Below are 13955 nucleotides of genomic sequence, written 5' to 3' on the forward strand. Positions count from 1 at the left end.
CGCCTGGGCAGCTACTGTAAGGCCGAGGTCAGGCGGAAGACGTTATCCACCCAGCGGTAATAGCGCGGCCGAGCCAACCAATCTTTGAGTAACAGGTGCTCGCACTTGGCCTGGTACATATCGATAATCGCATCGAGTTTGGCAACCTCTTCGGAGCCGACCACCATGACCGTCACCTCTGAGTTCAGCGAAAACGAGCGCATATCCATATTCGAGGACCCAAAAACGCCGACGTCGTCGTCGATGGTAAACATCTTGGAGTGCAGCACATCCGGATCCGGGTAGCGGTAAATGTGGATCCCGGCGCGCAACAGTTGCTCATAATAGGACTGCTGGGCGTGTTGGACGGCCAGCTGATCTGCCCGGCGTACCACCAGCACCTCGACGCGCACGCCGCGCTGAGCCGCTGTGGTCAGAGCATAGAGCATCGTGTCGTCGGGGACGAGATAGGGGGTGACCACGCGGATGGTCTCCTGAGCCGCATAAAATAGATGGATAAAGGCCCGCAGATTATTCTCTTGGGAAAACCCAGGTCCCGAGGGAATGACCTGGGCTGCGGGACCTTCGTGATCCTCAATCTCGTCTTCGGTGACGTCGCGGAGTTCTTGATGCAGTTGTTTGCCGGTTTCTGAAAACCAGTCGGTAGCAAACACCACGTCAAGCGAGGCCACCGTGGGCCCTTCGATCCGCGCCATCATATCGACCCAGTGACGGTTGAGCCGGTGTGCCGAGGCTCGCTTATAGCCGGGTTCAATGAGGTTGATTGAGCCCGTATATCCCACGACACCATCGACGACGATCATTTTGCGGTGGTTGCGCAGATCTGGGCGTTGATATTGTCCGCGCCAGGGCCGCACCGGCATGAGCCGAAAATACTCGATTTCGGCCGCGTCCAAGCGCCGCAGGAGCTGGCGGTATCCTCTGACCCGAGCAGTGCCAATGTGATCGAACAGCAAGCGCACCGTCACCCCTCGAGTCACCGCGCGCTCCATCGCGTCTAAGACCAAGTCCGCATAACCCTGCCGATGTTTCGGGTCGGTGCCGATGATATAGAACATCACATTGACGTAGTTTTGGGCCCGATCGATATCGTCGGCCATGTGCTGCATGGTCAGCCGATAATCGGTGAGGTATTCAAACGTGTTGCCGTCCAACATGGGAAAACCGGTCAACCGACGGGTCAGTTTCGAATTCGCCGCCACGTAATCCGGGGCCGCACCCACCTGGTCGGGTAAATCCAAGTGCGCGGTGGCTCGTCGCAGCTCCGAATTGACTGCGACTTGACGCGAGCGGCGTTGGCCGCCCAGCCGGAAGGAGCCAAACGTCAAGAACAACAACAGCCCCGGGATGGGGAAAAAGAAAATGACCAACAGCCAGGCCATGGCCACGGCAGGTCGACGGTTGCCCGGGACAATGCCTAGCAGTGCGATACGGATGGCAATGTCGGCGCTCGTGAACAAAACACGCACCCAGAACGGAAAATCCGCCAAGTCAGCCACCGACCAAATCATGCCAATAGTCTAGGCCACGAAGCCATAGAAACAGGTTGGGCAGCGCCCATCGGACAAATTTACGGGCCTGTTCGCTTCCGATACAGTTGTATAGGGTCGCAAACGGCCCACCATACTTTCATATACAAGGGTGAACATGGCAAAGCTTCTTTATCGTCTTGGGCTCGGTGCAGCTAAACGGCCACTTGCAGTGATCTTCTCCTGGTTGGTCATGCTCGCGATCGCCGCGGCAGCTTTTCTAACCTTCGGCGGCACGCTGGTTTCCACCATTGATATCCCCGGCACCCCGACGGCGCAAACCACGGACCGGCTTCAAGAAGAATTTCCTGATGCCGCACGTGGGACCGGCAATGTGGTCTTCCAGACCGTAGACGGCTCGGAATTGAGCACCGACCAGCGTGAGGCCATCACCACGGTGCTTGAGGATGCTGGCGAGGTGGACGGGGTTGCCGAGGTGATCGACCCGTTTGCTACCGAAGCCGAACTGGCCGAGCAGCAACAACAGCTCACGGAGGGTCGCCAAGAGCTGAAGGTCGCAGGCCAACAGCTTGCATCCGCGCCCGCACAACTTGAAGCCGCCCAAGAAGAACTCGATGCCGCTGCAGCCGAGCTCGAAGCCGCCCAAGAACAACTCGATGCTGGCAAACACCAGGCCCTCGGAGCGGGTCTGCCCGAAGCCGCCGTCGAACAACAATTCGCCACGCAACAAGCCCAGTTAGACGCAGCGGTCGAAGAACTTGAAGCCGGCCGTGAGCAGCTGGCCGAGGAACGCACGAACTATGAAGAAGGCCGTGCCGAATACGAAGAAGGCCAAGAACTCGTGGAACTCGGTGACCGTCTACTGACTACTACCAACGACTATTCGGTGGTCTCAGCGGACGGGTCCGCGGCGATTGGCACCGTACAGTTCGTTGACCAAGACATGGATGTCTCGACCGAGATTCGCGAAGCCGTTGTCACCACGTTCACCGACGCCCAGATCGACGGCGTCGACATCCTCCCTTCCCAAGAACTCTCCATGGCCGTACCCCAGGTCTTAGGCTGGGCCGAAGTCGTCGGGCTGGTCATCGCCGGCATCGTGTTAGTCGTCATGCTGGGAACCTTCATCACCGCAGGACTGCCGCTGCTCAACGCCCTGGTGGGTGTCGGCGTTGGCGCATTAGCGGCCATGGCCTTCTCCTCGGTGGTCGAGATGAGCTCGGTCACCCCCGTGTTAGGTGTGATGCTCGGGTTGGCGGTCGGCATTGACTACGCCCTGTTCATCGTCCACCGGCACCGTACCCAGTTGAAGACCGGCATGGAGATACGCCATTCAATTGCCATGGCCAATGGCACCTCGGGCAACGCGGTGGTCTTTGCCGGCTCGACCGTGGTGATCGCACTGCTGGCACTCAACCTAACCGGCATCCCATTTTTGGGACTCATGGGAACCGTCGGCGGCTTCGTTGTGGTCATTGCCGTGCTGGTGGCCATCACCCTGACCCCCGCGATGCTCTCGCTGCTGGGGCACCGTGCTCTGTCGAAACGCGAACGTCGCCAACTCAACGAGCGCGCAGACCGGACCGGAGTAACCAAAACGCTGCAACCCATGTCGACGGCGCGCGCCGTGTTCACGGCCATCGGTACCATCGCCGTGCTGGCCCTCATTGCCATTCCGGTGTTTTCGATGCGCCTTGGCATCCCCGATGGGTCAGCCGAGGCCCCAGACACCTCCGAATACCAAGCCTATGCGGCCCAGGCCGAACACTTCGGGGCCGGCCGGAACGCGCCGATCATTGCAGTAGCCGACATCCCAGCGGACCTTGATCAAACCGACCTGCTCACCACGACCGTCGAACAAGCCGAACAGATTGCCGCGCTTGATGAAGTCGAACACGTCGTGCCGGTGGGTGAAAACGAAGCCGGCGATATCCTGATGTACCAAATTATCCCGGTGCACGACGCGAATCATGAAGCCACCGTAAATCTGGTCTATCAGCTTCGTGACCTCGACCCGGCCGGTGAAGTCACCAACCTTGCTCTGGCCGGGCACGCAACCGGCGTCATTGACATCTCTGACGCGCTCGCCGAGGTCCTGCCGCTATACCTGGGCGTCGTCGTCGGGCTGTCCCTGTTGATCATGGTGCTGGTCTTCCGATCGCTGGTGGTCCCACTGATCGCCTCGGGAGGATTTGTATTGTCCGTGGGCGCGGCCATGGGTGCTGTCGTAGCAATTTACCAGTGGGGCTGGTTGGGCGATATCTTCATGGTGCACAACCCGGCACCCGTGCTGTCGTTCTTGCCGACCATCATGATCGGAGTGCTGTTCGGCCTGGCCATGGACTATCAGTTGTTCATCTCCTCGGGAATGCGCGAAGCCTATGCCCATGGCACCGAGGCACGCCTGGCCGTCCAAAAAGGCTTTGTGCAGGGCCGGGCCGTCGTCGCAGCTGCTGCGATCATCATGGTCTCGGTATTCGGCGGTTTCGTCTACGCCGACGACTCCTATATCCGGCCGATCGGTTTTGGGTTAGCCATCGGGGTGCTATTTGATGCATTTCTGGTGCGTATGCTCATGGTGCCCGCGCTCATGCACCTGCTGGGGCCCGCGGCCTGGTACTTGCCGAAATGGTTGGACCGCATCCTGCCGGATGTGGACGTCGAAGGCGCCAAACTAGCGGAACTCAACACCACCGACGACGCCGGGCGCCACGCAGACGAAACCGCGACCGATACGCCCGTTACAACCTCGCGCCGCAAGGTCTAAGCTAGAAACGGTTCCCCATCGAGAAAGGCATAAGGATGAATGACATGATGCAAAAACTTCTGCGTACCGGAGTTTCCATCGGCGCTGGTTTCATTGGCACTAAAGCCGTTGAAGCCATTTGGAAAGCCGCAACCGGTGACGACGAGGCCCCAAACACCGACGACGACCAGGCCACCCTGTTGCGGGTTGTTGCCTTCGCCACGATCTCTGCCGGAGTCTCGGCTCTGCTCGAAGTCGGTTCCCAGCGCCTAGTGAATAAGGCCATGTCGAAGACCGATAACAAAAAAGCCAAACAGCTCGGCCGCGCCGAAGTCTAAACACCTGACAACTATTGCTTCACCGTGGTGCCGGAGGGAAACCTCTGGCACCACGAGTGTTTAAAGGCCCTACCAATAGGCGCGGGCGGTTTCGGTAACACCGCAAACTTCAGTCAGACCGGCGTCCATCACCCGCACCGGCCGGTCTGTGGCGTCCCACTGAGACACGGATGGTTCCTCGACCCGGATCCGGAAATTATCGTCGCGCCACGCTGCCAGCACCTGTTGGGCCTGGTCATCACCGGCATGGGATTGTTCGACGAGATGCTCATAGGCCAGTTGCGCGGCGTGGCCGACTTGGGCGGCCGCCTTGCCGGTAGTGAGCTCGGTGTGCGGAGTCACCTCGATGCTTACGACAGTATGCTGCTGCACCGAAGCACGAAGCCGCGGCAGTTCGGTGCCTCGAACCTGCAGTTTTTTTATTGCCGCGGGCAGTGGATCCACCGGGCCGGGAACAAGTGCCCTCACCTGGGCGCTCCCCGAGGCTGCGGTGATCCCGTCTAAGTTGTGGACATCATCCCACCGCTTATTTTCTGCCCGGCGGGCTACCTTGCGGATCCACCCGGCACGCCAGTGTGCAACCGCAGCAGCCCACGCCCCTCGCGGATCGGATGCCTGCGGGTCGTCCAACAACTGCACTACGGCCGTCCCGGCGGCTTCTAGCACATCAAGGTGATTGGCTGGATCCTGTTTATTGCGATGGATCACCAACTGCATGGCCCAGGGGTTTTCGTGATCAGGATGCTCCGGACGCGATACAGGTTGACTCATGTTTCTACTCTAACGTTGCATTACCACGGCGGCGTCTTAGGGTAGAACATATGGACACTAAGCTTCCCGACACCTGGACCCCGTGGCGTGCGCCCTCCCCACTGCAGGGGCGCCGTCCCACCAAAGAAGAGCTGGCTGAGACCGCGGCAAACGGCGTGACTTTGGACGATGTGCTGCCCTATCCTGCCGAACACGACAATGCAGGCCTGTTGCGATTGCTTATCGTGGGGACCAATCCCAGCCCATGGGCGGCATCCGTTCAAGCGCCGTTTGCTCGGCCGGGGAATCGATTCTGGAAATCCCTCCACGCCGGTGGCGTGACGGAGCGGCTGGTCAATAACTCCAATGGCATGGAGCGTTCCGATGAGTTGATGCTGGCGCAACGCGGTGTTGGCATCACCAATATCGTCTCCCGACCAACCTCCAGATCCAGTGAGCTCAGCCGCGAAGAATTACAGGCCGGATGTGCCCAGCTGATAGAGCGCGTCGCAGTGTTAAGACCTCGCGTTGTAGCGTTTACCGGGATCACCGCGTTTCGGACGGCCTTTGCGTCACCCAAGGCCCTGCTCGGGCCGCAACCAACCGATGACCTGACGGGATGGCCCGAGCAGTCACAGCTGTGGGTCGTGCCGGACCCCAGTGGGCTGAACGCTCATGAGTCCGTCGAAACGCTGGGTGAAAAATGGGCTCAGGTCTGGGCCGCCAGCGCTCACGGCGAGGAGGATTAAGATGGTAGCTGCCGAGCCAACGATTTTCCTGACCGGTGCGACCAGTGGCTTGGGCCGGGCGGTAGCCGCTACGCTGGCCACGAGGAAAAGTCGATTGATTTTACACGGGCGCGATGCACAACGACTGCAGCAACTGCGTGCAGAACTCAGCAACGCGACCGCAGTGATCGACGTTGTTCAAGCAGATCTGGCGGATTTATCCCAGGTAGTACAACTGGCTGACGACGTCGCCGAGCTGACCGAACATTTAGAGGTGGTGGTGCATAATGCCGGAGTTGGCAAGGGTGCAACCGATACTCGACAGCTTTCCGTTGATGGATATGAGCTGCGCTTAGCGGTCAACCATCTCGCCCCGTTTGCCTTAACCAATTACCTGCTGCCGTTGTTAGAAGCCGGGGCGCCCAGCCGGATCGTCAATGTGGCGTCCGGGGCGCAAGAACCCGTAGATTTCGAAGACCCGCAGCTGGCACAGCACTACTCAGGAAATCGGGCCTATGCGCAAAGCAAGTTCGCCATGGTAGCCACCGGGTTCAAACTGGCGCGTACCCTGGCGCCGAAGACGGTTACGGTCAATAGTTTGCATCCGGCCACGCTGATGCCCACTCGGATGGTGCATGAAGGCTACGGCCGCACGGTTGATGATCTCCAGACCGGTGTGGATGCGGTCTTGCAGCTGATCGAATCACCCAAGCTCGACGGGGTATCCGGGCAGTACTTTTCCATCCAGCAGCCTGCCAGAGCCCACCCGCAAACGTATGATCTCCAGGTCCAAGAGCGACTGTGGGAACTGAGTGAAGCACTGACCGGGGTGCGTTACTGACGCCCGTTCGCGCGATCCTCGGCGTCTGTTTCCGCGTCGGCACGCTCTTGTTCGTAAATGACCTTGGCCAAGTCATCGACGGCGATATGCGCCGGATCCAGGTGATGGGACCGGTAGGTTGCTCGTCCGACCAGGTGTGCTGATACCGGGGCGGTAATCAGCTGCATCAGCCACGCGACGATCAAAACCGGCACCACCACCCAGGTTTTCAAGGCGAAGCCCAAACCGGCCAATGCTAGAAAGAGACCCAGTACCTGGGGTTTAGTGGCTGCGTGCATGCGCGACAGCACATCAGGAAACCTCAGGAGACCAAATCCGGCCACCGCCGATAATAGCGTGCCCAGCACCAGCAAGATCGCCGCAACGATGTCCATCCAGGAGTCATAGGTAATTTCCATTTAGACGTCACCGCCTGTGGGACCTTGTTGGGGTTCGGGTTCAGCTTGATTCGCGTGGGCGCCTTCCACCGTGAATCGCGCCAATGTTGCCGAGGAGATGAAGCCAATCAGCGATGCGACCACGACCAACACGATGAAATGCGTCGAATCGTTCAGCGCCATCCACACGGTCAGTCCAGACGAGAGCACTATGAGGATGACGTCGACGGCAATTGCACGGTCGAGCAGTGCTGGGCCGCGCACAATGCGGTACAGCGCCCCGATGGCTCCCAAAGCTAGGAAGCCCAGACTGATCCAACCGGCCAGAGATAAAACACTCATGATCGTTCCTCCAGCTCTGTCAGCTCAGCGATCTCCGCTAGTTCGCTATGCCGACGGATCACCCCGTCGTCGGCGTGGTCTTCGGCTTTTACCAGGGCGTAATCACGTTTGGAACCGAAGCCACGAATCATCCGTGCTTCAATATCCAAGGAATCCACGCGAAACGCTTCTGCCGCCGCTTCGTCTGGAACGTCCAGCACGTGTAAGAACAGCGTCGAGGTCGGTCGATCAACATCGATCACCAACGAACCCGGGATGAGGGCATAGACATGTCCAACTAACGTCAACAGCAAGTCATCTTGGGTGCGCAGTTTCACCGCGACCACCGAGTTGACAACATTGGGCCCGGGTTTGCCGGCTTTGACGGCGACATCCCAGGTAGCTGCTGTGATTTTCCACAGGAAATAGAACACGAATTTGATGCTGTAATACACGTTGAAACGGTCAGCAAACGGAACCTGTGGCAACCGTAATAACAACATGACGGCGGAGCTAAAAATGATGCCCAATACGATCGTGCCCAGTGTGAGATCCTGCCAGAGGGCGACCCAAACGAAGGTGAGCACCACAATCATGGGCCATTGAGACAGCCTGGATCGTTTATCTTCGATGGCCGAAGGCATGTCGGGGCGCCGGTTCTGCGATGTCTTCGCGGTTTTTGGCATTAGTTCGTGCCTCCTTCCGAATCCTGTGAAGTGCCCGCTCCATCGGAGCCCTCAATCCCCCAGGCTTCCAACTGGTCGGCTTCCAGCTGGGCCTGTTGGGCGGCCTCGTCGCCCAACACCGCCTGAATATACGGGGTCCGGTGGATCATGTCGTCGGCGGCTTCATCTGCAAATTCAAAGAGCGGGCCTGCCACGACGGTCAGTGCCACCCCGACCGTGACTAGGGCGACGGTCGGTGCTACCAGACCTGGAGAGTCTTTGCGCAGAGGTTTTTTCCGTTGGTCGACGCGTTTGGCTTCTTCGGTGCCACGCATCGCGGGGTCTTCGGAGTCTTCGATCGGTCGCCAGAAGACACGGCTCCAGATGCGCATCATGACCAGCAGCGTCAACAGTGAGGTAATAATCGAGGCTGCCACGAGCACCCAGGCCAGTCCGGAACCATTGGCCACGCCGGCCTGGACCAGACCAACCTTGCCGATGAACCCAGAAAACGGTGGAATACCACCCAAGTTGAGTGCGGGGATAATGTACAGAATGGCTACGAGCGGGGAAATCTTGAGCATCGACCCAAGCCGGTCCAGGTTCGCTGATCCGGTGCGATATTCGATCAGACCGGTCACCAAAAATAGCGCGGTCTGGATGGTGATGTGGTGGACGACGTAGAACACCGTGGCGGTCAGACCAATGTGGTTGGACACTGCCACACCAAAGATCATGTATCCGATGTGTGAGACCAGCGTAAAGGATAAAACACGTTTGATGTCGAACTGGACAAGGGCACCCAGAATCCCCACGATCATGGTCAGCCCAGAAATCACCAGTAACAGCGAATTGACGCGGTCGCCTGGGAACAGCAGCGTTTCAGTACGGATGATGGCGTAGACGCCGACCTTGGTCAGCAAGCCGGCGAACACTGCGGTAACCGGTGCTGGGGCGGTCGGATAGGAGTCTGGCAACCAAAACGATAACGGGAACACCGCCGCCTTGATACCAAAACCCACCAGCAACATCAAGTGCAATAACTGTTGCAGATCCGGGTCCAAATCTCCGAGTTTCATAGCTAAATCAGCCATGTTCACGGTCCCGGTGGCCCCGTAGATCATCGCGATGGCGACCAAAAAGACCACTGACGAAACGACGGAGACGACGACGTAGGTAACGCCGGCTCGTACTCGCGGTCCGGTCCCGCCAATGGTGAGCAAGACGTAGGAGGCTGTTAGGAGAATCTCGAACCCAACATAAAGGTTGAAGAGATCTCCGGCCAGAAACGCGTTGGACACGCCTGCAGTCAAGATCAAAAACGTCGGGTGGAAAATAGACACCGGCTGCTGCGGGGATTCGTCACTGCCGACACCTTGGGCCGAAGAAAATAGCAGCACGAGCATGACCACCACGGATGAAACCACGAGCATTAGCGCGGAGAACCGGTCCACGACCAGGACGATGCCGATCGGGGCTTCCCAGCCACCTAACAGTACGGCTTCGGCGCCACCGTGGATCCACACATCGATCAGCAACCAGATTTCTAAGGCAAGGGTGATTGCCAGCGTGCTGAGCGTGACGGCAACCTGACTGACTGGCTTGCGCACCAGGGTGAACGCGATTGCTGCACCCAGGATGGGCAGCAGTACCGAAAGTGGCGCGAGTTCGACCACAGAAATGTCAATCACCAGCGGTCACCTTCTTTCGGTTCTGCAGAGTCCACATTGGGATTGGTCTCGGTGGTGTATTCGTAATAAATATTTGGATCCTCGTGATCTTCGAGGAATTCGGATGCTTCATCGGCAATGAGCGCATCGTCTTCGGCATCGTAGGTTGGCTGTTCGGCAACCTGGATGTCTTCGATATCGACTTGGACTTCATCACGCCGGGCCAGCACCCAGGATCGGTAGATGAGCGCCAGAATAAACGCGGTGACCGCAAAGCTAATAACAATCGAGGTGAGCGTCAGTGCCTGGGGCAGCGGATCGAGGTATTCGTCGGCCGCGATGTCATCGCGGAAGATCGGCGGGAGTCCTGCTGGACCGGCCATGATGATAATCAGCAGGTTCGCAGCGTTGGTGAACATCATCAAACCGAACATAATCCGGGTCAGGGTGCGGTCCAGGAGCAGGTAGATTGCCGCGGCGAACATGACACCCATCATGATGAGCAATATGGCATCAATGGTCACGGCGGCCTCCTGAACTTTGTGCACTGACTCGGGCTGCGGTCATACGTTGTTCGGCCTCGGTTCGGTCACGGATCTCGATTTCGTAGCGGCGATCCACTTCGGAACCTAGGGAGCGCAGCACATCAATGACCAGCCCAATAACAACGAGGTACACACCGATATCGAAGACCATGGCCGAGGCGAAGTGGACATGACCAAACAACGGCAGGACGACTTCGACGTCATAGGCTTGGAAGACTTGCCCGCCAAAGAAGAGTGGAATGACACCAGCGACGGCGGCGATGGCAAGACCTGAGCCCAGGATAATGCCGGCGGGGACCTTAATGGATTGCTCTAACTCGAACCGGCCTCCAGCTACATAACGAATGGCAAAAGCAATACCGGCTAATAGACCACCGGCGAATCCACCACCGGGGAGGTTATGGCCGGAAATCAGCAAGTACAGTGACACGAGGATAATGGCGTGGAAGATTAGTCGGGTGATCACTTCGAAAATGATCGAGCGACGTTCCGGGGCCATGGTGGAACCGGCAACAATCCAGGGTTCGCGCTGCACATTGAAAAAGCTGCGGAAACTTTTCACTTCGGTTTCGTTCATTGGCAGTTCTTCGACACGGTATGCGCCCACGGTTCCGGCGGTGATTTCCGAAAGGCTCTTGCGGCGCTTCTCGCGTTCAGCAATGAACACCAGTGAGGCGACGCCGGTGGCTGCGGCCGCCAGGACGGTGATTTCCCCGAAGGTATCCCAGGCACGCATATCGACCAGGGTTACGTTGACGATGTTTGTGCCCCCACCTTCGTAATAGGACAGCTCTGGCATGGCTAGTGAAATCGGGTCGGCAATGCGCGAGGCCATGACGGTAGCGGCGATCCATATCATGACGAATCCGAACGCGATGGCTAGTAGCGCTCGCGCCCACTGCTTATCGTGTTCTTCTTGGACTTTAGGAATCTCTGGGGGTAAGACGCGTAGTCCCAAGACCATCGCAACGGTTAACACAGATTCAACCAGCACTTGCGTCAGTGCAAGATCCGGGGAACCTTGGAAAGCGAAGACCGCTGCTAGGGCATATCCGGTTGTCGAGACTAATAGGACGGCCCAGAAACGTCGTTTGGCACGGATCGCCGAGATCGCAGCCAGGATCATCACGGCTGCCACCACGAAGTACACCGGATGACCGGTGAGTATCCAGTCGCCGGCAAAGGCCGCATTGGGCAGCGAAATGGTGGTCTCATCAGTATTGGTGGGGAACAACAAGACGGCAAGCGGTGCCAGCACTGTGACGGCAAGAATGATGTAGAGGTAGACCGACAAGTCACCCCGTTGGGTCCGGCCGGTGATCCAAATGGCCAAATCGTCCAGACGGGCCAGGCCATTACGGTAGACCCGCGACATATCGATCCAGGTGGGCACAGCGTCCTGGGCACGACTCACGTGGCCGCGGATGACGAAGAGCCCGACACCGGCCAGGATAATCAGCACGGAGAGTCCCAGCACCAGATTGAAACCGTGCCATAGCGCAATCGGTTCCACATGTTCACCTTCGATGTGTTCGAAGGTCTGGCTGAACCCGTAGGGTAAAGCGCCTACCCAGCTGGGGACCAGTGCTGCTACGACGCCGGCGGCCGAGAGTAATGCGGCCGGGATCAGACCGAGTCGGCCAAATCCGCGCAGTGCTGGGGTTTGTGGAAGTTCTTGCAGCTGGCCACCCGCTCGGACTTTCTTGGTGGCAAATGCGGCCCACAGAAAGCGTGCGGTGTAGGCGGCTGTCAGGATGGAACCCAGAACAACGATGACCAGTGGAGCCCAGCTCCACACAGCGCCCCAGAAGTTTGGCTGGCCTAGCAAAAACGCATCGGTTCGCCACAGCCCCCAGTCCATGGCGGCCTGCATCACGGTTTCTTTGCCGATAAAGCCAAACAGCGGTGGCACACCCGCCATCGACAGTGAGGCAATAGTCGCCGTCCAGAATAATCCTGGATGGGACTTCCGCAGTCCGGAAAGCTTCGTCAGATCGCGGGTCCCGGTGATCTTGTCGATGGCACCAACCACCATGAACAACGGTGCTTTAAACAGGGAGTGGGCCAAGAGCATCACCAGGCCCGCTTGAGCTCCTGCAGCTGTGCCAAGCCCATTGGCGATCATCAAGAAGCCCAGCTGGGAGACGGTGCCGTAGGCCAAAATAAGTTTAATATCGGTTTGTCGCAGGGCGCGCCAACCACCCACGAGCATGGTCCACATGCCCACGCCCAAGACCATGATTTGCCAGATATTTTCACTGGAAAAGGCAGGAGCGAACCGTGCCACCAGATAAATACCGGCTTTCACCATCGCTGCAGCGTGCAGGTAAGCAGACACGGGAGTTGGAGCGGCCATGGCTGCCGGCAACCAGAAGTGGAACGGGACTTGTGCCGATTTCGTAATTGCCCCAAGGAGGACCAGGCCGATAGCCCAGGTCATATAAGTCCCGGCGAAATCTCCGGCGAGGAGTTCAGCACCTTGAGCAACGATCTCGGAAATGCGGAAGGTCCCTGCTGCATGTCCGAACATGACCAGCCCGATCAGCATGCCCAAGCCACCAAGAGTGGTGATCATCAAAGCGGTCATCGCGGACCGGCGAGCAAAAATACGATGCGCCTGGTACCCGATCATGAGGAACGACAGGATCGAGGTGACTTCCCAAAAGACGTAGAGCACCATGAGATCATCGGTTGTAACCAAACCAAACATGGCTCCAGCAAAGGCCAAGAACTGGGCTCCGAAGCTGCCCAAGCGCGGCTCATCTGCTTTAAAGTACCGTGCACAATAGACCAGCACCGCAGCACCAACGCCCAGGACAATCAGTCCGAGGAAAGCGCTGAGCGTGTCTAAGCGGAACGAAAGTTCGATCCCCAGCTGTGGGATCCATTGCCAGGTTTGGACAAGGGAAGTATCTTGGTGATCTGCAGCAGCGCCCGACGCTAACAATTCCTCGGCTGCAAGGACATTGGGTAATTGTGCCGTAAGCCAGATAAACCCGGCCGCTGGTATCGCTGCGAGTATGAGGAAGCCTGAACGTCCGGTTTTATGGAAGATCAGGGGTGCGATGAGCGCAACCACAAAAAGTGCAAGCAGCACAATCAGCATGGTTGCCTCCGTGAGGTCTAGGGGACGGTCACCTGGTTAACCTTACATAGTGGAGGAGGCCTTTGGCGCAGGGCGTTTGAGGTTCACATTCTCGACCTATCCCGCTTAAGTCTTGTTTTACCGGTTCTAGTTTGGTTTATACCAAACAACCTGGATCAAGAGCATTACTAAAATCACCGTTGTGTTACTGAAAACGAACCGCAGTTGGCGCCCTGGCTCCAAGGCCTTAACCTGCATTCCCAGAAGGTTTAAAATCCCGCTCTCACGCTGCACGGCGCGAATTATTCACCGCCCATAACGTCGCGAATGGGAGATGTTGGATCGAAATGTGAAGCACTGACAGGCTGCATTCTGTTTTCAGCGCAACGGCTCCTACGC

Annotated in this window: 12 protein-coding genes; 4 read left to right on the forward strand and 8 right to left on the reverse strand. The window is 58.1% G+C overall.

The features are described from left to right. Positions 1–11: 11 nt before the first annotated feature. On the reverse strand, positions 12–1511 hold the full coding sequence (gene cls, locus FB556_RS00625) for a cardiolipin synthase (protein WP_141863802.1): 1500 nt from the start codon (positions 1509–1511) through the stop codon (positions 12–14). A 136-nt stretch (positions 1512–1647) separates the two neighbouring features. Between cls and FB556_RS00630 the strand changes: the two genes are divergently transcribed. Both FB556_RS00630 and FB556_RS00635 read left to right on the forward strand, forming a co-directional pair. After that, complete coding sequence (locus FB556_RS00630) at positions 1648–4257, forward strand: MMPL family transporter (protein WP_141863804.1); 2610 nt, start codon at positions 1648–1650, stop codon at positions 4255–4257. Between the two features lie 44 nt (positions 4258–4301). Next, positions 4302–4574 (forward strand): DUF4235 domain-containing protein, encoded by a 273-nt coding sequence (locus tag FB556_RS00635; protein WP_141863806.1) that lies wholly within the window; start codon positions 4302–4304, stop codon positions 4572–4574. Between the two features lie 69 nt (positions 4575–4643). Here the strand turns inward: FB556_RS00635 and FB556_RS00640 are convergent, their stop codons facing one another. Beyond that, entirely contained in the window at positions 4644–5345 is a 702-nt protein-coding gene (locus tag FB556_RS00640) for an aminoacyl-tRNA hydrolase (RefSeq protein ID WP_211343936.1), read from the reverse strand. 50 nt (positions 5346–5395) lie between these two features. Here FB556_RS00640 and FB556_RS00645 point away from each other — a divergent pair, with 50 nt between their 5' ends. Together FB556_RS00645 and FB556_RS00650 are read left to right on the forward strand one after the other, a co-directional pair. Then, on the forward strand, positions 5396–6073 hold the full coding sequence (locus FB556_RS00645; protein WP_141863808.1) for a mismatch-specific DNA-glycosylase: 678 nt from the start codon (positions 5396–5398) through the stop codon (positions 6071–6073). Position 6074: 1 nt separating this feature from the next. Beyond that, a complete protein-coding gene (locus FB556_RS00650) occupies positions 6075–6893 on the forward strand; it encodes an SDR family NAD(P)-dependent oxidoreductase (protein ID WP_141863810.1) in 819 nt (272 codons plus the stop codon). Here FB556_RS00650 and mnhG read toward each other — a convergent pair. Genes mnhG through FB556_RS00680 form a run of 6 tightly spaced genes read right to left on the reverse strand, consistent with a single transcriptional unit; the run spans position 6887 to position 13577 of the window. Then, positions 6887–7291 (reverse strand): monovalent cation/H(+) antiporter subunit G, encoded by a 405-nt coding sequence (mnhG, locus tag FB556_RS00655; RefSeq protein ID WP_141863812.1) that lies wholly within the window; start codon positions 7289–7291, stop codon positions 6887–6889. The two genes, FB556_RS00650 and mnhG, sit on opposite strands and share 7 nt — an antisense overlap. Beyond that, the gene (locus FB556_RS00660) at positions 7292–7612 is read right to left on the reverse strand and encodes an MrpF/PhaF family protein (RefSeq protein ID WP_141863813.1); all 321 of its coding nucleotides are present in this window, start codon (positions 7610–7612) and stop codon (positions 7292–7294) included. Continuing rightward, positions 7609–8277, reverse strand: coding sequence for a Na+/H+ antiporter subunit E (locus FB556_RS00665; RefSeq protein ID WP_246057130.1), 669 nt, complete (start codon positions 8275–8277; stop codon positions 7609–7611). Before FB556_RS00665 ends, FB556_RS00660 begins: the two co-directional genes overlap by 4 nt. Continuing rightward, positions 8277–9938: a Na+/H+ antiporter subunit D gene (locus FB556_RS00670; protein ID WP_141865221.1), complete on the reverse strand. Its 1662-nt coding sequence runs from the start codon at positions 9936–9938 to the stop codon at positions 8277–8279. Before FB556_RS00670 ends, FB556_RS00665 begins: the two co-directional genes overlap by 1 nt. A 5-nt stretch (positions 9939–9943) precedes the next feature. After that, positions 9944–10450, reverse strand: a complete 507-nt coding sequence (locus FB556_RS00675; RefSeq protein WP_141863815.1) for a Na(+)/H(+) antiporter subunit C — start codon at positions 10448–10450, stop codon at positions 9944–9946. After that, positions 10440–13577 (reverse strand): Na+/H+ antiporter subunit A, encoded by a 3138-nt coding sequence (locus FB556_RS00680; protein ID WP_141863817.1) that lies wholly within the window; start codon positions 13575–13577, stop codon positions 10440–10442. Before FB556_RS00680 ends, FB556_RS00675 begins: the two co-directional genes overlap by 11 nt. Between the last annotated feature and the right edge of the window lie 378 nt (positions 13578–13955).

It is taken from the genome of Enteractinococcus coprophilus (assembly GCF_006716305.1).
GTDB classification, from domain to species: domain Bacteria; phylum Actinomycetota; class Actinomycetes; order Actinomycetales; family Micrococcaceae; genus Yaniella; species Yaniella coprophila.